This is a genomic window from Psychrobacillus sp. FSL H8-0484 (assembly GCF_038005325.1).
Lineage (GTDB): Bacteria > Bacillota > Bacilli > Bacillales_A > Planococcaceae > Psychrobacillus.
Window position 1 is genome coordinate 3,175,118 of sequence record NZ_JBBOSZ010000001.1, and the last position, 24,375, is coordinate 3,199,492.

Annotated in this window: 27 protein-coding genes and 1 tRNA gene; 4 read left to right on the top strand and 24 right to left on the bottom strand. The window is 37.6% G+C overall.

What is annotated here, in order from left to right; genetic code table 11:
• The first annotated feature begins 39 nt into the window (after positions 1-39).
• Positions 40-561 (top strand): RNA polymerase sigma factor, encoded by a 522-nt coding sequence (locus MHH81_RS15495; RefSeq protein ID WP_340922804.1) that lies wholly within the window; start codon positions 40-42, stop codon positions 559-561.
• Positions 539-1,699, top strand: coding sequence for a hypothetical protein (locus MHH81_RS15500; protein ID WP_340922806.1), 1,161 nt, complete (start codon positions 539-541; stop codon positions 1,697-1,699). Before MHH81_RS15495 ends, MHH81_RS15500 begins: the two co-directional genes overlap by 23 nt.
• Before the next feature lie 235 nt (positions 1,700-1,934).
• Here MHH81_RS15500 and MHH81_RS15505 read toward each other — a convergent pair whose 3' ends face one another.
• The 4 genes from MHH81_RS15505 to MHH81_RS15520 form a co-directional block, all read right to left on the bottom strand.
• Positions 1,935-2,750 carry a TPM domain-containing protein gene (locus tag MHH81_RS15505; protein WP_340922807.1) on the bottom strand — a complete coding sequence of 272 codons (816 nt, stop codon included), beginning with the start codon at positions 2,748-2,750 and terminating at the stop codon, positions 1,935-1,937.
• Positions 2,750-3,328 (bottom strand): LemA family protein, encoded by a 579-nt coding sequence (locus MHH81_RS15510; RefSeq protein ID WP_340922809.1) that lies wholly within the window; start codon positions 3,326-3,328, stop codon positions 2,750-2,752. Before MHH81_RS15510 ends, MHH81_RS15505 begins: the two co-directional genes overlap by 1 nt.
• 272 nt (positions 3,329-3,600) lie before the next feature.
• Positions 3,601-4,014, bottom strand: a complete 414-nt coding sequence (locus MHH81_RS15515; protein WP_340922811.1) for a DUF1761 domain-containing protein — start codon at positions 4,012-4,014, stop codon at positions 3,601-3,603.
• 436 nt (positions 4,015-4,450) lie between these two features.
• Positions 4,451-4,522 (bottom strand) — tRNA-Arg (locus MHH81_RS15520).
• 165 nt (positions 4,523-4,687) lie between these two features.
• Here MHH81_RS15520 and clpP point away from each other — a divergent pair.
• Entirely contained in the window at positions 4,688-5,284 is a 597-nt protein-coding gene (gene clpP / locus MHH81_RS15525) for an ATP-dependent Clp endopeptidase proteolytic subunit ClpP (RefSeq protein ID WP_340922813.1), read from the top strand.
• Between the two features lie 415 nt (positions 5,285-5,699).
• On the opposite strand, the gene MHH81_RS15530 is transcribed toward clpP, so the two are convergent.
• The 19 genes from MHH81_RS15530 to hprK all read right to left on the bottom strand — a co-directional run bounded on the left by MHH81_RS15530 (position 5,700) and on the right by hprK (position 22,463).
• The gene (locus MHH81_RS15530; RefSeq protein ID WP_340922816.1) at positions 5,700-5,957 is read right to left on the bottom strand and encodes an HPr family phosphocarrier protein; all 258 of its coding nucleotides are present in this window, start codon (positions 5,955-5,957) and stop codon (positions 5,700-5,702) included.
• Positions 5,958-5,976: 19 nt separating this feature from the next.
• Entirely contained in the window at positions 5,977-6,918 is a 942-nt protein-coding gene (whiA, locus tag MHH81_RS15535) for a DNA-binding protein WhiA (protein WP_340922819.1), read from the bottom strand.
• 59 nt (positions 6,919-6,977) lie between these two features.
• The gene (locus tag MHH81_RS15540; RefSeq protein ID WP_340922821.1) at positions 6,978-7,937 is read right to left on the bottom strand and encodes a gluconeogenesis factor YvcK family protein; all 960 of its coding nucleotides are present in this window, start codon (positions 7,935-7,937) and stop codon (positions 6,978-6,980) included.
• 4 nt (positions 7,938-7,941) lie between these two features.
• On the bottom strand, positions 7,942-8,826 hold the full coding sequence (gene rapZ, locus MHH81_RS15545; RefSeq protein WP_340922824.1) for an RNase adapter RapZ: 885 nt from the start codon (positions 8,824-8,826) through the stop codon (positions 7,942-7,944).
• A complete protein-coding gene (locus MHH81_RS15550) occupies positions 8,819-9,301 on the bottom strand; it encodes an 8-oxo-dGTP diphosphatase (protein WP_340922827.1) in 483 nt (160 codons plus the stop codon). The genes rapZ and MHH81_RS15550 overlap by 8 nt, the downstream gene beginning before the upstream one ends.
• Before the next feature lie 200 nt (positions 9,302-9,501).
• Positions 9,502-10,452: a thioredoxin-disulfide reductase gene (gene trxB, locus MHH81_RS15555; RefSeq protein ID WP_340922829.1), complete on the bottom strand. Its 951-nt coding sequence runs from the start codon at positions 10,450-10,452 to the stop codon at positions 9,502-9,504.
• Positions 10,453-10,521: 69 nt separating this feature from the next.
• Entirely contained in the window at positions 10,522-12,048 is a 1,527-nt protein-coding gene (locus MHH81_RS15560; RefSeq protein WP_340922832.1) for a tetratricopeptide repeat protein, read from the bottom strand.
• Between the two features lie 77 nt (positions 12,049-12,125).
• Positions 12,126-12,752, bottom strand: coding sequence for a bifunctional phosphoribosyl-AMP cyclohydrolase/phosphoribosyl-ATP diphosphatase HisIE (hisIE, locus tag MHH81_RS15565; RefSeq protein WP_340922835.1), 627 nt, complete (start codon positions 12,750-12,752; stop codon positions 12,126-12,128).
• Positions 12,749-13,504 (bottom strand): imidazole glycerol phosphate synthase subunit HisF, encoded by a 756-nt coding sequence (gene hisF, locus MHH81_RS15570; RefSeq protein WP_340922838.1) that lies wholly within the window; start codon positions 13,502-13,504, stop codon positions 12,749-12,751. The genes hisIE and hisF overlap by 4 nt, the downstream gene beginning before the upstream one ends.
• Positions 13,498-14,241, bottom strand: coding sequence for a 1-(5-phosphoribosyl)-5-[(5-phosphoribosylamino)methylideneamino]imidazole-4-carboxamide isomerase (hisA, locus tag MHH81_RS15575; protein WP_340922841.1), 744 nt, complete (start codon positions 14,239-14,241; stop codon positions 13,498-13,500). The genes hisF and hisA overlap by 7 nt, the downstream gene beginning before the upstream one ends.
• Positions 14,242-14,326: 85 nt before the next feature.
• Complete coding sequence (gene hisB, locus MHH81_RS15580; protein ID WP_340922843.1) at positions 14,327-14,923, bottom strand: imidazoleglycerol-phosphate dehydratase HisB; 597 nt, start codon at positions 14,921-14,923, stop codon at positions 14,327-14,329.
• Positions 14,916-16,205 (bottom strand): histidinol dehydrogenase, encoded by a 1,290-nt coding sequence (gene hisD / locus MHH81_RS15585; protein ID WP_340922845.1) that lies wholly within the window; start codon positions 16,203-16,205, stop codon positions 14,916-14,918. The genes hisB and hisD overlap by 8 nt, the downstream gene beginning before the upstream one ends.
• 8 nt (positions 16,206-16,213) lie before the next feature.
• Complete coding sequence (gene hisG, locus MHH81_RS15590; protein ID WP_340922846.1) at positions 16,214-16,843, bottom strand: ATP phosphoribosyltransferase; 630 nt, start codon at positions 16,841-16,843, stop codon at positions 16,214-16,216.
• A complete protein-coding gene (locus tag MHH81_RS15595) occupies positions 16,836-18,014 on the bottom strand; it encodes an ATP phosphoribosyltransferase regulatory subunit (protein WP_340922848.1) in 1,179 nt (392 codons plus the stop codon). The genes hisG and MHH81_RS15595 overlap by 8 nt, the downstream gene beginning before the upstream one ends.
• A gap of 558 nt (positions 18,015-18,572) precedes the next feature.
• Complete coding sequence (locus tag MHH81_RS15600; protein WP_340922850.1) at positions 18,573-19,082, bottom strand: acyltransferase; 510 nt, start codon at positions 19,080-19,082, stop codon at positions 18,573-18,575.
• A complete protein-coding gene (gene ppaX / locus MHH81_RS15605; RefSeq protein ID WP_340922852.1) occupies positions 19,079-19,735 on the bottom strand; it encodes a pyrophosphatase PpaX in 657 nt (218 codons plus the stop codon). The genes MHH81_RS15600 and ppaX overlap by 4 nt, the downstream gene beginning before the upstream one ends.
• Positions 19,732-20,670: a nucleoside recognition domain-containing protein gene (locus tag MHH81_RS15610; protein WP_340925280.1), complete on the bottom strand. Its 939-nt coding sequence runs from the start codon at positions 20,668-20,670 to the stop codon at positions 19,732-19,734. The genes ppaX and MHH81_RS15610 overlap by 4 nt, the downstream gene beginning before the upstream one ends.
• A gap of 23 nt (positions 20,671-20,693) precedes the next feature.
• Positions 20,694-21,503 carry a prolipoprotein diacylglyceryl transferase gene (gene lgt, locus MHH81_RS15615; protein WP_340922854.1) on the bottom strand — a complete coding sequence of 270 codons (810 nt, stop codon included), beginning with the start codon at positions 21,501-21,503 and terminating at the stop codon, positions 20,694-20,696.
• A 24-nt stretch (positions 21,504-21,527) separates the two neighbouring features.
• A complete protein-coding gene (hprK, locus tag MHH81_RS15620) occupies positions 21,528-22,463 on the bottom strand; it encodes an HPr(Ser) kinase/phosphatase (RefSeq protein WP_340922856.1) in 936 nt (311 codons plus the stop codon).
• A 132-nt stretch (positions 22,464-22,595) separates the two neighbouring features.
• Here hprK and MHH81_RS15625 point away from each other — a divergent pair, with 132 nt between their 5' ends.
• Positions 22,596-23,135, top strand: coding sequence for an N-acetylmuramoyl-L-alanine amidase (locus MHH81_RS15625; protein WP_340925282.1), 540 nt, complete (start codon positions 22,596-22,598; stop codon positions 23,133-23,135).
• Positions 23,136-23,171: 36 nt separating this feature from the next.
• On the opposite strand, the gene MHH81_RS15630 is transcribed toward MHH81_RS15625, so the two are convergent.
• A complete protein-coding gene (locus MHH81_RS15630; protein ID WP_340922859.1) occupies positions 23,172-24,308 on the bottom strand; it encodes a DUF4097 family beta strand repeat-containing protein in 1,137 nt (378 codons plus the stop codon).
• Between the last annotated feature and the right edge of the window lie 67 nt (positions 24,309-24,375).

The following is a 24,375-nucleotide window of genomic DNA, read 5'->3' on the forward strand; positions in this document are numbered from 1 at the left end:
ATTTGTTCTTTCGTCTATTGCAATAAGGGAGGTCAGAAGATGGAAATGGAACAGCTATACAGAGAGCACAGCGATAGAGTTTACAGCTATATATACTTACTTGTCCGTCATAGAGAATGTGCCGAGGATCTTACACAAGAAACATTTTATAAAGCATATAAAGGGCTAGAAACCTTTAATAAGCAGGCTTCAACTGCCACCTGGCTATTAAAAATAGCACGTAATGTGACCTATGACTATTTTCGAAGGAAAAGAGTCATCCAATTTTTCTCCTTTGATAAAGAGCATGATGTAGAAACAAACGCACTATCACCAGAGAGAGGATTTGAACAAAAGGAGCAGCTTGCTAGGATGTATGACTCCTTAAGTAAGCTAAAAAAAGACTACCAGGAGGTCCTGCTCCTACGCAAAGTACAAGAATGTTCTATCAAAGAAACGGCCTATATACTGGGTTGGACTGAGGCAAAAGTAAAGATGAAAATGACACGTGCACTTGAGGCACTTAAAAAGGAATTTCATCAGGAAGGAGGTCATGCAAATGGAACCATCAAAAGAATTTGATAAGCTTTTTGAGGAAATGAAAGATGTGAAGCGCTCGGAAAAAGCAAAGCATGATACGTGGATAGCCTTAAAGGATAGAATGGCACCAAAGAGAAAACGCAATATAATTCCAGCATTTATTTCATTAGCAATAGTAGCAATTGCCTCCTTCCTATTCTTTACTTTATCTAATCCTTCGGAGACAGAAAAATCGGCTGAACCCCTTTCTAATGAAGAAGTTATAAAAGCAGTATTAGAAAGAGAATATAACGGTCCAAATATGGAGATTTTTCGGTTAATGAACGATTGGATGGACCTCCAAAGCGAAGCTGAAGCGCAGACTCAAGAGGAGTACAATCAACTACTAGAATCAAATGAATACAAAGATTTGTTGAATTATTATCCAGCCACTTTTGGTGAATACTTTACAGAGAACATGCTGACAAAAGCCATTATGTCGAATATGGTGTTCAAATATAATCATTCTCTAATAGATAATGACATAGAGATGCATCTAGAAGACGTTAAAATTAAGCAAGAGAAGGATCATCCGAATATCTATCGTCCAGTAATAGAAGTTTCCTTAACAAACAGCCAAGGACAGAAAATTTATCATACATTGCGAGAAGAATTTATCTTTTCTAAATCAGAGCCTGGAAAAATAGGACGCTATAATGGGGTTAAAGGTGGTGGAGGCATAGAGCTTCAAGAGAAAATAGAGAATTTTAGCGCATATGTTGGAGGTAATGGTGTAAGAACACCATCTTTTAGAGAAACCGTTTCCTTCGACACTCTATGCTTCACTGGTAAGATTTACGAGAATGAAAATACAGAGAGAAATCTCCAGGGATGTACATCCGATAAAAATCAAATAAATTCTATTCTTGCGACTACTGACCATCTTCCTATCAAAGAGGCAACAGAGCAAGAAAGCAGAGAGAGGGCCGAAGCTCTTCCTCAAATTGATAATTATCAAATTTACCTAACAAACGCGGTAGATAAAGGAACAACTTTGTACACCATTACTTTATATGAGGATGGAGTGCTGATGTTCGCTCCAGGTCTTGATTTAGGAATTAGCGGTGATATCACTACAGAACCTAACGTTGTGATATATGAAAAGGTCAAACTGATGCTTGACGAATTTGCTGAAAATTAATAATCAAAAAAAACAAGTGATTGTTGGATAGCATTGTGGTTTGGAGAAGCGTCCGCTCGACTCCTGCGGGAAAGCGAGACTCCCTAGACCCAGCAGGAGCGCAAGCTGTGATGCGGCTTGGCGCTCGCGAGCGGTAAGCTTCGGAAAACCTTTTAGACGATTATTGTCAGGTATCCTGTTTTTTTCGACTTTGTCGACAGTCTGAGCCCTATTAATGGCGTTTTCCATTTATGATTTACCATTTGCGTCCTGCTCCGCCGCCTCCGGAGCTACCGCCACCGAAGCCTCCGAAACCACCACCAGAACCTTTTCCACCTCCGCCTCCGAAGCCGCCAAACCCACCTCCGAAACTACCTGGTCCAAACATTCTTGTACTAGAGCGTCTTCCTCTACCAGAACCACTACCGCCACCTCCGCCAGACATTACCGTATAAATAAGGTAAATCACAACGATAATCACAATGATAGTAGTAAACGAAAAACCTTCATCCGATGAAGCAGGCTCTTTCGGTTCCACTAACTCTCCGTCCCAACCGTATTCTGTGGCAACTTCATTGTAAAGAACTTGATATGTGGAAAAGACCGCGTCGTTTAATGCTCCTTGCTCTAAAAAAGGATACGTATATTCATCTAGTATACGACCAATTTTTCCATCTGGCAGTGCTCCTTCAAGACCTTGGCCAACTGCAATATAAACATCTCGATTACCTTTCTTAGTTGGATCAGTCTCTATAATGAGTAATGCACCATTATTTTTGTCCTTATTGCCAATTCCATACTGGCGAATGACATCGACGCCAAACTGAGCAACATCCTGCCCTTGTAACGACTCAATGATCATCACTACAATTTGAGCCCCTGTAGCATTATCTAAATTGCGACCGAGCTCTTCTAATTGTTGTTCTTCTGTCTCAGATAACGCACCTACAAAATCTTGTACATATAATTCTCCAGGTATAGGATCAGGTATATCAGATGCAGCTACAGTCAATAAGGGAAGAGAAAGAAATACAAGTAGCGCAACTATAAGCATTCGCGCGACCTTAATCATTACTCTCCATCTCCATCAAAATCAACTTTTGGAGCTTCTTTTGCAGCTGCGTCTGCTTTAAAATATTCTTTTTCATCAAACCCGAAAATGGATGCAACAATACTGCCTGGTAATCGTTTTACTTTTTTATTGTAATCGGAAACAATGTCATTATAATCTTGTCTAGCAACCGTTAATCTATTTTCAGTACCTGCTAGCTCATCCATTAATTGTCGGAAGCTTGCATCCGCCTTTAAATCTGGATAGTTCTCTACAACCACTAATAATCGACTTAAAGCACCAGTTAATTCATCATTTGCTACTGCTTGTTCTTCCGGTGTACTTGCTCCTGCTAGTCTAGAACGAGCATCTGCTATATTGCCTAGCACTTCTTCTTCATGCGATGCAAATCCTTTTACGGTGTTTACTAAGTTTGGAATTAAATCCATTCTGCGCTGTAATTGGTTTTCCACCTGCGCATATGCATTATTCACATTTTCTTCCCCATCTACAAAACCGTTATAGCTCGGTATTAATATAACAGCAAAAATTGCAATAATAACCACGATTATAACAATCGGCCCTAATAACTTTTTCATCTTATTCACCCCTGATTAAGTATAGTATTCATGTTACTTTATTTGTAAAATGTAAAACCTACTTAGGTATACGAAAAAGTTATTAATCGGTTTCATATGAATACGTGTTATTGGAAAATTAATAGGAACAGTCGAAGCAATTAATAAACAAGTTGAGGTTTCCTAAGTTCCAACATCAGATTTTTTCTAATGGTTTAAACGAAGATAAACAAAGAAACACGTAGGAATATGAATACATCCATATTTCTAAGTGTTTTACATTTGAAATACTATTATTTCCACAATCCTAAAATCAATCCCATGACCATAAATGTAACTACATGATATCCAGCATTAATCAAAAACAATTTCAATGATTTTCTTTCAAACAAATACGTTATTCCCATCGCTGCTGCGACCCAAAAGAGCCCGGCCATGAAGCCTGCTATGACACCCATCATCGCGTTTCTTTCTGGACCTAAGAATAGAGCGAGCACAAAGGAAATGATTAAGGAAAATATAAAAGAACCTCCAAAGATCTTCGCCATATTAGCATTCTTTAATTTTTCTTCATCAAAACCATTTTCCTCCATCCAAGCCTTAGCAAAGAAAACTGAATACCATAGACCTCCAATAACGAAAGCGGATAATCCTGCTACAATAACTGCAAAATAATTAATCGTCTCAAATGATTGCTGAAAATCCATTTCATTCTCCCCTTCTTTCCATTCTATTTTTGATCGTTCTCTCTCTGTTCTATTTCATTTTATTATAAGGTTTTTAATACAAGTTGTATTGTAAAAAATGGACATTCTGGCGTATAAAGTTAGTCGCTGTTAATGCTTTTTTCGCATACACTACACTGTACTTTTCATGATCAATAATTAATTAAACATCCATTTTGTTTAATATTAAAATTCTGTGGTAAGGATGAATAGACCGGATAATTAAATAATGTAAGAGGTGAGGAATAAGTATCCTGGTGATCCTAACCATTTGTCTATCGAAGCAATCGATTCACTTGAACGAATACAAGGAATAAATAGTAAAAATATAAATATACATTATACAAAAAAGCACTCCGAACATCGAAGGATCCATGTTTGGAGTGCTTGAAAGAAAATATCCAATTTAATCTAAATACGCCCCCGGAGGGAATCGAACCCCCATCTCAAGAACCGGAATCTTACGTCATATCCATTAAACTACGGAGGCATGCGACTTATCTATTATACAAATGAATTGTAAATAATTCAACCTAACTTTTCAATGCTTAATATTTGACCTTCCTTGACCATAATGTGTATGATAAAGTTACAACTGAGGTAGTATTTCTCAGAAATAAAATTAATAAACCACCTTTGAAGGAGGCAAATCAGGATGAATTTAATTCCTACTGTTATTGAACAAACAAATCGTGGGGAACGTGCATATGACATTTACTCACGATTATTAAAAGACCGTATTATCATGCTTGGAAGTGGAATTGATGACAACGTTTCAAACTCCATCGTTGCCCAACTACTATTTTTAGAAGCTGAAGATCCAGAAAAAGATATTTCAATCTATATCAATAGTCCAGGTGGAAGCATTACAGCAGGTATGGCAATTTACGATACGATGCAATTCATCAAACCCGATGTGCAAACAATTTGTATCGGTATGGCTGCTTCTATGGGAGCATTCTTACTTACTGCAGGTACAAAAGGAAAACGCTATGCACTTCCAAACGCAGAAGTAATGATTCACCAACCACTTGGTGGAGCACAAGGGCAAGCAACAGAAATCGAAATTGCTGCTAAACGTATTTTATTCTTACGTGATAAATTAAATAATATTATGGCTGATCGTACTGGTCAACCGATTGAAGTCGTTTCAAGAGACACAGATCGCGATAACTTTATGACTGCTGAACGTGCAAAAGAATATGGTTTAATCGATCATATTATCGATCGCAGCGAAATGAAAAAATCATAATAATAATTGTACCCAAGGAAATTTACCTTTCCTTGGGTATTTTTGTAGAAAAAATACTTTATCATTTTGTTGATTGAAGCGGTAGGCGGCGACTCCTGCGGGATGAGTGAGACAGATAAGACATCACAAACGACGCGTGAGCGGCGGTGATGGCTTATCGCTCACCCCGCGGAAAGCGTCCGCCTATAGCGGAAATCAACAATACTTTATTCCGCGTAAATTATATATTTCTTTAGTTTCCTCAACCATTTGCCTTGTATCTGAGACCATTTCATTTCTAAGATGAAGAAACCAAAGGAAGCGACGGACCTTTTTCAAATTCTATGTACGCAGTTCAATAGTCCATTCTTTTTAACTTACAACGAAAAAAAAAGACCGCCTTTTCGTCTATACTGACTAGTAAGGCCGCCCTTTATTATTCTTCATTTGAAATAAATTTTGCTAGTGCTACTACTGCTTCTTCTTCATCTGACCCATCTGCACTCAGGTTTACTGTAATCCCTTTGCTAATAGCCAAGCTCATAATACCCATAATACTTTTTGCATTTACTTTTTTATTGTCTTTTTCCAAATATACATCTGCAATATAACGATTAGCCTCTTGTACAAATAACGCAGCTTGTCTCGCCTGTAATCCTGATGGTAATTTCACTTCGACTTGTTTTTCTGTCATTGTCCTACGCTCCATTTCCCTAAATTGTCTCGCCTCTACGAAGTGCGTCTGCAATTTCGTCTATCTTTCGTAAACGATGATTTATACCAGATTTACTAACGTTCCCAGTGGAAACCATTTCACCTAGCTCTTTTAATGTTACATCTTGATATTCCACCCGCAAGCGAGCAATTTCTCTTAATTTTTCTGGTAATTGGTCTAATCCAACCGTATTTTCGATAAATCGTATATTGTCTACTTGTCGAATAGCAGCACTAATCGTTTTATTTAGATTAGCTGTTTCACAATTGACTAAACGATTTACACTATTACGCATATCTCGAATTATACGGACATCTTCAAATTTCAGCAACGCACGATGTGCTCCTGCGATACTTAGGAAATCAGAAATTTTTTCTGCTTCCTTTAAATATGCCACATATCCCTTTTTACGTTCAATTGTTTTCGCATTTAATTCGAATCCGTTCATCAACTCTACTAGAGCGTCACTATGTGTTTTATACAAAGAGTAAATTTCCAAATGATAAGAAGACGTTTCTGGATTATTGACAGATCCTCCTGCTAAGAAAGCTCCTCTCAGATACGCACGCTTGCAGCAATTCTTTTTGACAAGCTCCTGTGAAATGGAGTATTCAAATTGAAAACTCTCTTTCAATATTTTTAAATCCTCTAATAGGTGCTTTGCTCCATCTCGAACACGGCAAATATAGATATTATTTTTCTTTAATCTCATTTTTTTTCGAACGAGCAATTCTACTTGATAAGGGTATAAAGATTTAATAAGCGTATACAGTCTACGCGCAATTGCTGCATTTTCAGTCTGCACGTCTAAGCTTAACATTTTATTGCTAAACGACAGAGACCCATTCATTCGAATAAGTGCTGATAGTTCTGCTTTTGCACAACAAGGCTTTGACTCTTCTTGAGTCATTTCTTTTTTTGTTTCAGAAGCAAACGACATAATCCGTTTCCCCCTTTCTTGCTAGCGATTACAATTTCCATCTATGTATCTAATTGTAATCACCCTGCATATTCTACAAGCCATTTCGCTATTTTCATCGCATCATGACGAACTGCTCCATCATACACGACTGAAATGTCTTTTTTAACGATTTCTATGTCTAATGTTTCTAATCGCTCTACATCTATTTTGACAGGTGATGCTTTCTCTTGTTTGTACAAAAACTGCACGTTTTCTGGAATTTCTTCATTACTAATTAACAGCGTATCCAAGAAATTCTCTCCCACATGGCTGATTAACGCTTCTACATGGTCATATGCAGTATAATTACTCGTTTCTCCAGCTTGGGTCATCAGATTACTTATATATACTTTCTTTGCCTTAGAACTAATAATTGCTTTCTTGATATCTTCTACTAATAAGTTTGGCAAAATACTAGTATATAGACTTCCTGGGCCAATTGCGATGATATCGGCTTGTCGAATGATATTTATCGTTTCTGGTAAAGGTTTTACATCTGCTGGAGAAATAAACACTTTCTCTATTTTCTTTCCATAGTCCGGTATTTTAGATTCCCCACTAATAATTGTTTTATCCTCAAACTGTGCATGAAGCGTTACTAATTGATTAGCGGCCGGTAGAACTTTCCCATGTATATTTAATACACGACTCATCTCTCGAATGGCATGGGCAAAATCTCCTGTAATAGAAGTTAACGCCGTTATCATTAAATTCCCTAAAGAATGTCCTTCCAATTCATCTGAATTAGAAAAACGAAACTGGAACATTTCTTCTACTAGCGGCTCTACCTCTGATAAAGCAGCCAGGACATTTCGAATATCACCGGGTGGTGGAATATCGTAATCATCCCGTAAGCGACCAGAACTTCCTCCGTCATCTGCAACCGTAACAATCGCTGTAATGTCCACTGGAAACTTCTTTAAGCCACGAAGTAAGGTTGATAATCCCGTACCACCACCTATAATGACTATTTTCTTTCGGTGTGTTGGACGATCCATTAAGTCAATCCTTTCTAATTGTAACATCTCGATGCGTAATAACAGTTTTATCATCCGTTTTTAACAATTTACCGAAATACTCTGCTAACGTAACGGATCGATGCTGTCCACCAGTACACCCGAATGCTATAACTAACTGCGTTTTACCTTCTCTTTTATATTGGGGAATCATGAATGTAAACAAATCGGATAGCTTGTCAATTAACGTTTTAGTATCAGCCCACTTTAATACATAGCTAGATACCTCTTCATCTAACCCTGATTTCAGTCGCAACTCTTCTATATAATAAGGATTAGGAAGAAATCGAACATCAAAAACTAGATCGGCATCAATAGGAATTCCATGCTTAAACCCAAAAGACATTACATTGACTGTAAACACCTTGCTACCATTTGCTGAAAATTCATCTTGGATTTTTTCCCGCAATTCACGCGGCTTCATTTTAGACGTATTGTAAATAAATTGCGCTCTTCCTTTTAAATCAGATAGTAGCTCTCGTTCCATTTTTATACCATCTAATGGTAAACCAGAATTAGCTAGTGGATGAGAACGTCTTGTTTCTTTATATCTTCTTACTAACACTTCATCTTGTGCATCTAAAAATAAAACCTTTGGTGTCACAGCTGTTGCTTCTTGAAGCTGATTGACTGATTCGGCTAAGGTATGAAACATATCTCCCCCGCGTAAATCCATTACGGCTGCAATATTCCGTGGTTGTTTATTTGAATCAATCATTAGCTTTATAAATGTGCTTAAAAGCTCCGGCGGTAAGTTATCGATACAATAATAGCCAAGATCTTCAAAACTTTGAATTGCTACAGTTTTACCTGCTCCTGACATACCCGTGATGATGACGACTTCAGTTTCAAGCTTTTGTAGACTATCCATTGTTTACCTCTCCCTCCGAAGACTGCTGAATTGTTTCTTTTATCAATGAAAAATCAGTTGTGTAAACAAACGTTCCATATTGCATTCCTTTTTGTTGAACAGCAAATAATAAATTTGTTCGATCCCCTTCTGCCATTGGCAGGTGATGTAACGCTTCTACTGGATGCCACTCTAAAACGCCTTCTTTTGTTTCATGAAATGGTGTACCTTCTAAATCTTTTGCGATGAATGTGAATAGCATCCACTCATCTTTGCGTTCACCATTTTCTTCGATAACCATTGTATAAATACCTTTTAAATGGGGTTGAATAGGAATGGCATTCGTTTCTTCCGTAAACTCTCTTATAGCAGAAACTAAAATGGATTCTCCTGCTTCCATCTTGCCACCTGGTGCCACATACCAGTTTCTTCTTGGTTTTTTTAATAAAAGTACTTGATCATCTTTACATATAAGTAAATTAGCGATTCTTTGCACGAATTGTCACTCCGCATCTTCCATCTGTTAATACTTTTTATTATACATTAATTTTCGCAAAAAGAGGCTGCTTCACGATTAAAATCGAGAAACAGCCTGTTCAAATATTTTCTATATAAAAAGGGGGTCAATTTATATAATTTACTATACACTTTATTTATTTCAAGACGATTACAAATGGATTAAGAAAAAATGTCATCTTAAGCGTTTGTAGTTGCTTTATCTTTTAACTTTTCAATAAAGTGTGCCGCTTCTTGTGCTGCAATACTTCCATCACCAGTTGCAGTAACAATTTGGCGAAGAGTTTTGTCACGCACATCCCCAGCTCCAAATATACCAGGTACAGAAGTTTCCATTTTTTCATTTGTCACGATATAGCCATTTTCGTTTAAGATTCCTAAATTTGCAAATGGTTTAGTTAATGGCAACATGCCCACATATACGAAAACTCCATCTGCTTCGAAATCTTTTTCAGAACCATCAACAGTTGAAACTAAAGTAACACTGCTCACTTTACCATCAGTTCCATTGATTTCTTTTAAAGTAGTGTTCCAAATAAAATCAATCTTTTCGTTTGCAAAAGCTCGGTTTTGTAAGATTTTTTGAGCACGAAGCTGATCGCGACGGTGAACAATTGTTACTTTATTAGCAAATTTAGTTAAAAAGGCTCCTTCTTCAACAGCAGAATCTCCTCCGCCGACAACTACAAGGTTTTTCCCTTTAAAGAATGCACCATCACAAACTGCACAATAGCTTACTCCGCGTCCGCCAAGCTCGCTTTCTCCTGGAATGCCCATTTTCTTATACTCCGCACCAGAGGAAATAATAACTGCTAACGCTTTATATTCTTTCCCACTTACTTTAACGGTCTTATAATCTTCACCATCAACAATTTCCGCTACGTCTCCGTAAGCATATTCTGCGCCAAATTTTTTGGCATGATCAAACATTTTTGTCGAAAGGTCAGGCCCTAAAATTGTTTCAAAGCCAGGGTAATTTTCTACTTCTTCTGTGTTCGCCATTTGACCACCTGGAATCCCACGTTCAATCATTAAAGTAGATAGATTTGCACGAGAAGTATACACTGCAGCAGTCATTCCTGCAGGTCCTGCTCCGATTATTATCACATCATATATTTTTTCTTCTGTCATCTCTAATTCCTCCTACAATACTACTAACAACAATCTAACGAATTTTTATGTCCTCTTCAACTTATTTGCTTACGCGTCGAAAAGTGGCAGAAAATGCATTAATTCATTTACGTATTTCGTAAGTGTTGAAGTAGTGATTCCGTATTGATCTGCATATTGTTTTTTCGTCACATTTTTGGAGCGTGAAGATTCAAACATATATTCAGTAGCTGCTGCAAGTGCTCGAGGATTCTTAAACCCATAACCTTTTTCTAATGCACGCTCGACTAATACAAACCACATTTGAAATAAATAGGTAGCTGATTGCTCTAAAGGCTTATATTTATCGTATAGTAAATCAGTAGTGGCAATTGCTCTTAAAAATGCTTTTTCCGCTACAGATTTTTTTTCAAAAGAATGCCCTAACGAATTAGCTAAAAACAACTTTTCCATTGTCGTTAATTCATCCACGACAATCCATTTGGGATGAGCAATAATTTCATTTCGATGCTTTGACTTCCCTAGTAAATAAAAGCCGAATATACGCTCACTGACATGTTTATTTTCCAGTTTTTCCAGAATGAGCTCTTTTTGCTGGTCCGTTGCAGGTTCAATCAAGTCTTTCATTTGAGGAAGCCATGGTTCAAAGCCTGCTTTTTCTGGATCCAGTTTTAATAAGGCCTTCCATGCATTTCGCGCAGCCTCTTCATGCCCAGAGAAATAAGCAGAATGAGAAAGCCAGAAATAAAAACCAGGATCTCCTTCAAACCCTTTACGCTGTAAGCTTCGCAACCACTTAAATGCCTGCTCATATTTTCCAATTAACGCAAACGTAGCCCCTAATTTATATCGATGTTCGATAAAGTAAGGATTGATTTTTGTTAGAAAATCGGTTATTTCTTCTAATTCTTCCGTATTTTTTTCATAATAATGAATGACTGCTAAATTACAAAGTGCATGGATATTTCCACGATTTTCTCTTAATACCTCATGGAGTAAGGCTTTTGCTTGCTCTTCTTCTCCAATGTAAAAATAAGCAAGTGCTAAATTATTAAACGCAGCCCAAAAATCAGGGTGATCCGTAATGAGGGATTCTAACAATTCTACAGCTTCTGGAAACTTCCCTTGTTCCATTAAACGGCGAGACTTTTCCTGTAAAAAAAGAGCTTCACTGGAAGGTGTATCTACTTGAAGTGATGCGATATCCTCTTGCTCTGTGAAGTCTACAATTTCCATTGCTTCTTCTGTATACTCGCCACGAGTATCCTTCTCTAAATACATTTTTGCAAATCGGTTTGCATCCATAAAATTTCCTAAATGAGCGTTCACTTCTGCTAAAAAGAAAATAATTTCTGATTCATTTGGATCAATGGCATGAGCACTTCTCAACAGCTCATGTGCAAAGTCAAATTTGTCTAATTCCATTTGCAAAATAGCATATTGCATTAGGATTAGTGGGTCATATGGACTTAAATCTGCAGCTCGTTTTAAATACTTATGTGCTTTTTCATACTGTTCTTTTTGTAGTTCATCTAGTGCTTTTTTATAGTAATATTCGCCAGTAGGCAAAAACGAAATGATGTTTTCCTTTAATATCTTTTTACTTTTTTTATTCAAGTTAGTCCTCCGAAAAATAATAAGGAACGTTCTATAAACGTCCCTTATCAGTATATTCTTCAGTATATCATAAAGTATTATTTTTTATCTGCTTTCGTTTCATGTCTTTTTTTTAATACTTGTAACAGATCATAGAAGCTGACATGTTGGTTTTGTAGAAGAACGAGCAAGTGATACAAAAGATCAGCTGCTTCCCACTTCAATTCTTCTCCATCATTATTTTTGGAAGCGATAATCACTTCCGCAGATTCTTCTCCAACCTTTTTACAAATTTTATCTACGCCTTTTTCAAATAGGTAAGTAGTATACGCGCCTTCTGGCATGTTTTTTTGTCTTTCTTCAATAATGTTAATCAATGAAGTGACTACATTATATCCAACCGTTTCATCAAATTTCTCCAGAATAGTATGGAAGCAAGTTTCTTCACCGGTATGACATGCTGGACCTTTTGGTAACACTTCTACTACTAGCGCATCGGAATCACAATCGGTACGTATAGAAACTACCTGCTGCGTGTTGCCAGATGTTTCTCCCTTATGCCAAAGTTCTTGTCTGCTGCGACTGAAAAACCACGTTTCTTTCGTTTCTACTGTTTTTGTATAAGCTTCTTCATTCATATATGCAAGTGTTAAAACTTCTCTTGTAAGAGCATGTTGAACGATTACAGGAATAAGCCCTTTATCATCGAATTGTAAGTTGGTCATTTAACTTCTACTCCTTTTTCTCGAACGTAGTTTTTCACTTCACGCACACTTGTTTCTTTAAAATGAAAAATGGAAGCTGCAAGTGCAGCATCCGCGTTTGCCTCTGTAAATGCAGCTAATATATGTTCTAAACTTCCACCCCCACCGCTAGCAGTGACAGGGATCGAAACAGCATCCTTCACTTGTTTGGTAATGGCGAGATCATAGCCATCTTTTTCTCCATCACGGTCCATACTTGTAAGTAATATTTCTCCTGCACCAAGCTTTTCAACTTCTTTTGCCCAGGCTAGAGCTTTCCAATCTGTTTTCTTTTGGCCGCCATGTGTGTATACGATCCAATCTTCCTCTTTTACAGACCATTTGACATCAATTGCGACAATGATTTTATTGGAACCAAATGTTTTTGCACCTTCCGTAATGACAGTCGGATTGTCAATTGCTGCACTGTTAATGGACACTTTGCTTGCTCCAGCCTCTAGTAGTTGCTTCATATTTTCCGTTGTACGAATTCCGCCTCCTACGATTAAAGGAATCGAAATTTGAGAAGCTGTTTTTTTCACCACTTCAAGCATTGTATCTCGCCCTTCAACGGATGCCGAAATATCTAAAAATACTAGTTCGTCAGCGCCTTCTTTATTATAAAATGCAGCTAGCTCAGCAGGATCTCCCGCGTCTCTTAGCCCGACAAATTGAATTCCTTTTACAACTCGTCCATCTTTTACATCTAGACATGGAATAATTTTCTTTACCATTTAGTAACCTCCTGCAAAGCTTCCTTTAACGTAAAGCGGTTATTATAGAGTGCTTTGCCAGTAATTACTCCACCGACCGTTGTCTCTTTCGATAGTTTCGCTACTTCTCCAAGATCTTCTAATGAGCTTATGCCTCCTGAAACAATGATAGAAAGACCAGTTGCTTCTGCCAACTCTTTGTTTGCTGCTAAATTAGGGCCTTGTAGTGTGCCATCTGTTGCAATATCGGTAAAAATAACATGCTTAGCCCCTTTAGAAGCAAAATATTGTCCCACTTCTATCGCTGATTGTGTGGAAGTTTCTAACCAACCATGTGTTGCTACCATGCCGTCCTTTGCGTCTAATCCAATGACAATTCGGTCTCCTCCGAACTCTTCTAGTAACTTAGCCACAAGCTCAGGCTGTGAAATAGCCAGACTTCCAATGATGACACGCGTAACACCATTAGTTAAATAATAGCTTACGTCTTCTTTTGAACGAATACCTCCACCAATTTGCACACGCACTGGAAGCTCTTTTGCTATACGAATGACTTCATTGGCATGGATCTTTTCGCCATCTTTTGCACCGTCTAAATCTACTAAATGAATCCATGTTGCGCCTTCATCTGCAAACCTTTTTGCCATTTCAAATGGAGAATCTCCATAAACGGTTTCTTGCTCATAATCCCCTTGATATAGTCGGACACATTTTCCGCCTTTCATATCAATCGCTGGGTATACTTGAATGGACGTCATGTTTATTCTCTCCCTTTTCTCCCAATAACAAAGTATCTCCATTCTAGATAATGTCTGTCTATCCTACATGCGCCTTACGCTTTTCTTATGTAAGCAAACCTTTAGTGGAAGGAACACCTTTCACTCGTTCGTCTTTCGTAATAGCGTCATCAATGGCACGTGCTAGTGCTTTGAAAATGGCTTCTATCATATGATGTGTGTTTGCACCATAATGAACGATGACATGCACGTTCATTCGGGCTTCCAGTGCGAACTTCCACAAAAATTCATGTACAAGCTCTGTATCGAAGTTTCCAACTTTTTGCGTCGGAAACTGTGCACGAAATTCTAAATGAGGACGATTCGAAATATCAATAACGACTTGTGCAAGGGCATCATCCATTGGAACAAATGCATTTCCGTAACGTTTAATGCTCTTTTTATCGCCTAACGCTTCTTTCACCGCTTGACCTAGTACAATTCCAATGTCCTCTGTCGTATGGTGATCATCAATATGTGTGTCTCCATTTGCTTTTATCGTCGCATTAAACAAACCATGCTTTGTAAAAAGATCAAGCATATGGTCCATAAATGGTACGCCTGTATCGATTTCTGCTTTGCCTTCCCCATCTAAATCAATTTCTACCCATACTTTTGTTTCATTTGTCATTCTTTCTATTTTGGCCGTTCTTTTATTAGTCATTTTTTGAATCCCCTTTATCCCAGCTTCTTGACTCCACTGATCGAGCATGTCCTTCTAATTGTTCTAGTCTTGCTAAACGTGCAATTTTAGGATATTGCTCTTGCCACATTTCTTCTGAATAATACACAATACTTGTTTTCTTGACGAAATCATCTACACATAATCCACTTGAAAACCGTGCTGTGCTATTTGTCGGAAGCACATGGTTCGTACCAGCAAAATAATCTCCTACGGGCTCGCTACTAAATCTGCCGATAAATATGGCACCTGCATGTCTTATTTTTTTACTTAGCTCTTCTGGCTGCTCCGTAATAATCTCTAAATGTTCAGGAGCTAGATCATTTACTGCTTCTACTGCTTGCTCTAATGATTCTGCAATATAAATGCGACCAAAGTTCTCAATAGAAGCTCTCGCAATCTCTTCCCTTGGAAGTAGCAGTAATTGCTTTTCTACTTCAACTGCAACTTGTTCTGCGAGTCGGTCACTTGTAGTAATTAATACAGAACTAGCAAATCGATCATGCTCTGCTTGCGCTAATAAATCGGCTGCGACTTCATCCGCAAAAGCCGTATGATCTGCAATGACCGTTATTTCACTTGGGCCAGCGATCATATCAATTGCAACTTTACCAAACACTTCTCTTTTGGCAAGTGCAACATAACTGTTACCAGGACCAGTAATTTTATCTACTGCTTTTATTGTTTCCGTACCATAGGCAAGAGCCGCAATAGCTTGCGCTCCCCCTACCTTATATATTTCTGTAATGCCAGCAATTCGAGCTGCTACAAGTACAGAGGCAGGTAGCTTTCCATCTTTTGATGGAGGTGAAACGATTACTACTCGATTTACACCTGCTACAAGCGCTGGTATCGCATTCATTAATACGGAAGAAGGATAGGCTGCAGTGCCCCCAGGGACATATAATCCTACAGCATCTAAAGGAGATATTTTATATTGAATATAAGAATTTTTAGCTAAAGGAAAGTCTATATCTTGACGCGCTTGTTGGGCATGAAAGGCACGGATATTTGCTGCAGCTTCCTCTAAGTCCTGGATCAACTGTGGGTCAAAGCTAGCAAAAGCTTCTTCTACCTCTTCTTTTGTTACTTGTAGAGATGATAGTTTTACCCCGTCCCATTTCTCCGTATAATTAAAAAGCGCTTCGTCTCCATTCTTTTGGACATCCTCAATTACTTGACGAACCGTTGTTAAGTGATCGACATTTGCTTGTTCCACAGAGCGTTGTAATGAAATAATATCCGTAAGCTTTTCTATCCTCATAGCGTTCCCTACCTTTTATTCAGTTCATTTTTTAATTGTGCGACAAATGCTTGAATTCGTTCACTTTTCACTCGATAGCTAACAGGATTTACAATTAATCGAGAGGAAATATCTACAATCTTTTCATATTCCACTAACCCATTTTCTTTTAGCGTTCGCCCTGTTGAAACAATATCGACAATTCGATCAGCAAGTCCTATCATCGGAGCTAACTCAATGGAACCATTTAGCTCGATGATTTCCACTTGCTCTCCCTTTTCTTTATAAAAGTTCGTAGCAATAGTCGGATATTTTGTCGCAACTCGTGGTGCTATCTCATTCATTGTCGTATTAGGGAGTCCTGCAGTTGCAATATAACACTTACTAATATGTAAATCGAGTAACTCGTGTACGTCTCGATTCTGTTCTAATAATACATCTTTCCCAGCAATACCAATATCCGCAACCCCGTGCTCCACATATACGGGTACATCCATTGGCTTCGCTAAAATAAATTGAATACGCTCGTCAGGAGCTTCCACGATTAACTTTCTAGAATCGCTAATTTCTTTCGGTAAATCAAATCCTGATTCTACAAATAATTTATATGCTTCTTCGAAAATACGCCCTTTCGGCATCGCAATTGTTAACTCATTCACGTAAAGAACCACCTTCTGAGACAATTATTACTTCATCAAAGCATTGTTTAAAGGTATCTAAGTCATTGACACTATCCATATATTGAAGCGTAATACGTTCTGCATTTTTTCTTCTCGCTTCTGCTAACACATTTGCTTTTGAGTAAGATCCTTCATCGAATAAAATCAGCGTATGTTTTTCTTCTACTTCATTTTTAGGTAGCACTTCTAAAATTCTGTCCACTCGAATCCCAAAGCCAGTTGCTCCCACTTTTTCATCAAAATGTTTAAATAACTCATCGTATCTCCCGCCGTTTCCAATAGGAAACCCACTTCCGGCTGCATGAATTTCAAATAACATTCCCGTGTAATAGCTCATATGACTTGCCAATGAAAAGTCGAAAGAAACGATGGAGGAATCACTTAATTGTAATTCCAATAAATGCTGAAGCTGTTCCACCTGCTCCATTAAATTTTGCTGCTCCGCCGTTAAAAACTGTCGAAAATCTTCTACCGCCTTAGAATCTATCGTATAATTCACTAACTTTGTAAGTGTTTCTCTTTGCTCTACGTCTAGTCCCAAGTCCTCTAGTTTTTGCGTAAATCCTACCATGTTTTTCTCCACTAGAAGTTGTCTTAGAATATCCACCTGTTCGGCTGAATTTGTATGATTAGCTAAAAATGCTGTCAGCATTCCTGCATGTCCGACTGTAATTTTAAAGTTCTCTATCCCTAGAGCCTTTAAAAGCTCTACGGCTGTATAAATAATTTCACTGTCTCCATAAGCACTAAAGTCGCCGATTAGCTCAAGACCTAGTTGCTCAAACTCTGCTGGTCTACCGCCTTCTCGCTGTTGTGCACGGAAAACATTCGCATAATACGCTAAACGCAATGGATTTTTTTCTTTCAATAATTTCGAAGCTGCAATTCTTGCAATAGGAGTCGTCATATCTGGACGTAGGACGAGCATTTCACCTTGATTATCTACTAATTTAAACAATGAGGACTCATCAATTGCCGATGCTTTTCCGATCGTTTCAAAATACTCCACGGATGGCGTTTTAATAAAGTCATACCCTTTGTTTCGTATAAAATCTCTTGCTGTTGAACGGATATATTCTTTTTGTTCATTTACTTCCGGAAATGAATCTCTCATTCCTAGAGGTTTCTCGAACATTTGAATTTTACTCATTTCATCACCCCTAAAATTACTTCACTTCACTAGAGAACTAGTATGATAAATTATTTCAATTTTAGCGTATTTTAATCTGTTCGTCAACATGACACAATCTTGCACTATTTAAAGTGAAGGCTCTTAAACGATCATCTTGTTACCTGCCGGAAATCCGCTCACTTTCCCCGGATTTTCGGCACATAATATTTAGTTTTTAAATAAAAAACAACTGATTCAATTTCATCATTCCAATTTAAATGAAAAAAACTAGCAATACTAAAGGAATATATATTTTACATGGAATAAAGTATGGTTGATTTCCGCTATAGGCGGACGCTTTCCGCGGGGTGAGCGATAAGCCATCACCGCCGCACGCGTCGTTTGTGATGGCTTATCTGTCTCACTCATCCCGCTGGAGTCGCCGCCTGCCGCTTCAATCAACAAAATGTTACATGCTCGTATGTTAACGACAAAGTACTATTTATGAAATTAAAACAACTTCCTAATTAATCAGACCAAAGTAAAAAGCTATTCTACCTTAGTCTGTTTATCTAAGAAGAATAGCTTTCATTGTTGTTATTTATTATTTCGTTCGATCATTTGTTCTTTCGTATAAATAATACGCATTGGATTTCCTCCGACAAAACAGCCTTCTGGAACGTCCGCATTCACAAGTGTTGCAGCAGAAACAATTGCATCATTACCAATTGACACCCCTGGCAGTATGGTAGTATTTGCGCCTATTAATACTCGATCACCAATAATGACATCACCTATTCGATACTCATCTATTAAATATTCATGCGCTAATATCGTGGTATTATACCCAATAATGGAGTTGTCACCTACTTTAATACGCTCCGGAAACATCACATCCACCATCACCATTAACGCAAATGATGTTTCTTTTCCTACTTCCATCTTTAGAAATGAACGATAAAAAAAGTTTTTCCAGCTTAAAAAAGGTGAGTATCTCGCTGCTTGAATAAAGATAAAGTTTTTGACTACCTTCCAAAAAGGGACTGTATCAAACACATGCCAGAGAGAATTTGCTCCGCTTACAGGATATCTTTCCGTTCTCCTCATACTTGCTGACCTCTTGCAATATATAGAAGTTCACTAATATGATGAATCATATATGTAGGCTCATAGGTTGCTAAAAATGCTTCTCCTTTTATCGACCAAGACACAGCCGCTGTGTCCACTCCCGCTCTTTGTCCTCCAACGATGTCATGAAAATTATCACCAATCATCAACGCATTCTCTTTTTCGACTCCTAATCTTTCCATTGCAAGCTCTAGCGGTTCAGGATCGGGTTTTGTGTGTTTAACATCATCCAGTCCTACAATTGTGTCGAATAATGATTCACAATTTATTAGCCTAAGTCCTCTTTCGATCATAACTCTTCTTTTTGTCGATATGATCGCTAACTTATATCCTTGTTCTTTTAGTTTGTGTAATGTTTCGACAACCCCGTCAAAAGGTGTTACCATTCCATCGTGGTGTTCAATGTTCCAAGCACGATAAGATGCTATTAGTGATTCCGTTAAGGAAGGATCAATTGCATCAAACGTTTCTTGTAAAGATGGACCAAGAAAAGGTATAACCGCGTCTCTATCATATTTCCCAGGAAATCTTTCTCCTAAAACATGTAAAAAAGATTCGATGATTAGCTCATTTGTATTTAATAAAGTTCCATCTAAATCAAATAATAATGCTGTATATGCATTTTTCTTCATGATGTTACCACTTCCTCATGTTTTCTTTGCTCCGATTTTCGCCATATATAGGCGACAATTATCGTCAAAACAAATGCTGTTATTAATCTTACTAATAACAAAGGCAATATCGGGATTCCTAAGGGAACAAAAATTAATGTGTCTTCCACTACTGCGTGACAAGCAACTAGGAAGATAAATGCAAGCGTTGCGTCCTTTTTACTTACACCGTCCTCTTTCACAGCTTGAATCATGATCCCAGCGCCATATGCAAGGCCAATGACTAGTCCAGCTACAAGGGTAGGGGAAGCATTTGGTTGTATACCAATTACTTTCGTAAAAGGTGCAAGCTTTTCGGAAAACTTCTGCAAATAATTTCGATCTTTTAATAGCTGGAAGATTACCATTAAAGGAATAACAATAAGTGCCAACTGTAAAACACCAAACGTCGCTTTTTGCAGTCCGAGTAAAATTATTTCTCCCCAGCCATCTGGTATTTGTTGTGAGACACTTACTACTCCGTACTTAGCAGTCTCTCCACCACCTTGCCAGACAAGATTAATAATGATAGCTGATAAAATAGCCAATCCAAAACGGACTACTAGCACAATCCAAAGCTTCACTCCAACACGAAGTGCAACTCCTGTTTCGATAAAAATATTATGTGAAAAAGATAACATCGTAGCTAATATAAACACTTCTTTTACCGTTAATTCTAGCGAAAGTATTCCTGCAATCCCGGCATATAAATTTAGTGCGTTTCCTAAAACCAACGGAATAGCAGCCTCTCCACGAAGACCAAGTAAGCCCATAAAGGGGGATATGAAATTGATAATCCACGGTAGAACAGGAGTATACTGCAATATTACTACTATTAAAGTGATTGGAAAAATTACTTTACTTAACGTCCAAGTTGTCTTTAAACCAGCTAATAACCCTCTTTTTAATGTTCCCATGCCCATCCCCATCCCCATCTTACTTACTTATCTTGATATCGTACCACTGGTTTAATAGTCATTCTTCTATATACAAATAGAATAATGGAAATCACAACAGTCACTATGGATACAACTTGTGCTGTTCGAAGTTCTCCTATTAAATACAAACTATCTGTACGCATTCCTTCTATGAAGAATCGCCCTACAGAATACCAAGTTAAATAAAATAGGAACATTTCCCCGCGACGCAAATTAACTTTACGAAGAAGAATTAAGATAATAACACCAATTAAGTTCCATATGGATTCATATAAAAATGTCGGATGATAATATTTCCCTTCGATATACATCTGTTCGATAATCCAATTTGGAAGCATTAAGTTTTCTAAAAACGTTCTAGTTACTTCTCCACCATGTGCCTCTTGGTTCATGAAGTTCCCCCAACGTCCAATCATTTGTCCGATTAAAATACTTGGGGCCACAATATCTGTCAACTTCCAAAAAGAAGTACCTCTTTTTTTTGTAAAGAAATAGGCAGTTAAAAAGGAACCAATTAACGCTCCGTGAATCGCAATTCCACCATTCCAAATTTCGATGATTTTCTCAGGGTATTGACTGTAAAAATCCCATTTAAAGATAACATAATATATGCGTGCACTAATTATGGCGATTGGAACTGCCCAAATTAGTAGATCTGTTAAATATTCTTCATGAAAACCTCTTTTCACCATCTCACGTTGTGCCACAAGAAACGCGATGATAATTCCGAATGCAATAATTACCCCATACCAACGGACTTCGATCGGTCCAAGTGAAAAAGCCACTGGATCAATTACTTGTAATAGATTCATATAAATCTCCCTTCAGCAAATTAATTAATAATTCATTTCTTCATTTTGACTTATAACATCATCTAAACGCTTTGCAAAGTCTTCCGCAGCATTCACACCCATTCGTTTTAAGCGATGATTCATTGCTGCAACTTCAATAATTACGGCTAAATTTCGCCCTGGACGAACTGGGACTGTTAACTTTGTAATGGCCGTATTAATAATTTCCATTTTTTCTTCTTCCAGACCTAGTCGATCATAGGTCTTTTTCTCGTCCCATATTTCCAATTCAATAACGAGTGTAATTCGCTTATAACTTCGAATTGCACTTGCACCAAATAGCGTCATAATATCAATGATGCCTAAACCACGAATTTCCAACAAATGTTCGATTAGTTTCGGGGCACTTCCAACTAATGTCTCTTCGCCTTCTTGTCTAATCTCTACACAGTCATCCGCTACTAAACGATGACCTCTTTTTACTAATTCTAGTGCAGTTTCACTTTTCCCTACCCCACTTTTACCAGTGATCAGTATCCCTACTCCATATATATCTACTAACACACCATGAACGGCGGTCGTAGGAGCAAGTTTACTTTCTAAGAAGTTTGTCAGCATACTGGAAAATCTAGTAGTTGGCATACTGGTCGTTAATACAGGAACGGATTTTTCATTCGAGGCAATAATTAGTTCTTCTGGTACTTCCATCCCATGCGCAACGATAATAACGGGAGTATCTTGTGCACAAAGCTTTGTCATTCGTTCACTTTTTTCTTTTGGTTTTAATAAATCAAAAAAGGAAATCTCTGTTTTACCCAAAAGTTGTATTCGGTTGGAAGGGTAATGCATGAAATAACCTGCTATTTCAATCCCTGGTCTAGAAATATCGCTAATTGCAATATGGCGTCCAATTCCTTCTTTGCCACTTACTAATGAAAGATTGAACTTCTCTTTTATATCCTTTGTTGTCACATGAGGCATATTTCCAAACTCCTTTCATGCTCTAGCTACACCATAGTTCCTATTTTAGCATGATTATTTAAATTATTAGTATCCTTTTAACTTTTCAACTTCTATTTATTAATAGAAAGGGGGCCAAGTCTATTGAAAATCATGCTTGATGCAGGACATGGACCAGAAACACCCGGCAAGCAAACACTGGATGGGAGGATGAAAGAGTTTGAATTTAATCACACTGTAACACGATTAATAAAGAAGGAACTAGAGGGATGTGGGGTGGTAGTAATTTTAAGCCATTTAGGAGAGTCTGACATCCCCCTTCGCGAGAGGACTGCACTTGCAAATAAACTGGGGGTACAAGTATTTATCTCCATCCATGCAAATGCTTATGGCACAACTTGGAATGAAGTAAGTGGCATTGAGACTTTTACGTATACAAAGGCTTCGGACCAATCTAAAATACTTGCTATACTTATTCAAGAATCCTTATGCTCCCTATTAAATCGTAAGGATAGAGGAATTAAGCAAGCAGATTTTGCCGTCGTCCGAGACACGAAAATGCCTTCAGTACTAGTAGAATGTGGTTTCATGACAAATAAAGAAGAAGCAGAATTGTTGCAAACCGAACAATACCGACTCCTCTGTGCTAAAGCAATTACCTTTGCTATTCTTTCCTGGAAAAATAAAAGCTGATGGAATCGTTTAGCGATTCCATCAGCTTCTCTAACTTTATTCGCCTTCTACTGTGTATCGCACAAGAACAGCTCCGGTTTTAGCATCCCCATAAACTCTTAACGGCTCTGCCTCGGAATCCACTATTTTAGTAAATCCTACTTTTTTATTTAATAACTGCTCTGTTTGATTCAAATGTGTTACATCAGAAAGCTGCACATCTATTCTTCCAAATTGTGTAGTAGCTTTCCCTTTTAAAGACACGTCTTTCGGTACATATAATTCGACGGTTCCCGCAACTGCAGTTCCTTCTATTTTACGTGCATTCTTGTCTTTTGTCGTTAAAATGACATGTCCACTAACAGATGAACCTTCCACTTCTTTCAATTTTCCATCAACATAGATTCGACCATTCACCGTTTCTACTTCGATAGAATCTCCAATAACACGTTGAACCTGAACCGATCCATTTACAGTCTCAATATCCGCTCTATGGAATGTTAATTCATCCAACTCTACTTTACCGTTTGTCGTTTTTACTTTAAATGAGTTTACTTCCAAGTTTTTTGCAAGAAACTCCCCATTAAACAAACGAGCAGTGATATGGTTGTATGCTTTCTTCGGAACATATAATGCAACTTGCACAGAAACTGTTTTCATATCACTGTACACACGCAATTTATTTCCTTCTGTAGTAAAGATAAATTCATTTGCAAAACGAGCTTTTGCTTCTTCTTCTGAAGAATTTTTGAACGATTTTACTTTTACTGTTGCATGTGTATACGGTTCATCGGAAGAGTGGATCTCAATTTTCCCATTCGCAATATTAATCGAAATGTCATCAAAGGCTATATCCTCTTTTACAAGCTTTTCTTCAAATATAACAGGCTCTCCAAATGGCATTTCAAAATCAAAATCTTTCATTTTATCTACAGTTCCTTGCATAAAGTGCATAAAACGCTCACCCATTACAGTAAAATCACGTTTTAAATCTTCTATAAAATCGGCATTTTGTTGTTTGTTCTGTGATTTTGATTGTTCATTAGTTGTTTGTTCCTGTTTTAGTTCTTCATTTACTTGTGGAGTTGCTGGTGTTGATTGTTTGCCAAGTTCTTCTAAAAGTGCTAATGCTTCTTGTGCAGTAATCGTGCCATTTTCAACCATATCTAAAATACGTTTACGTTCTTCTTGCATAGTGAAAATCCTCCTCATAAGTTTAAAGTATGATGCAATTTGCTTACGTTAACTTATACGATAAAAT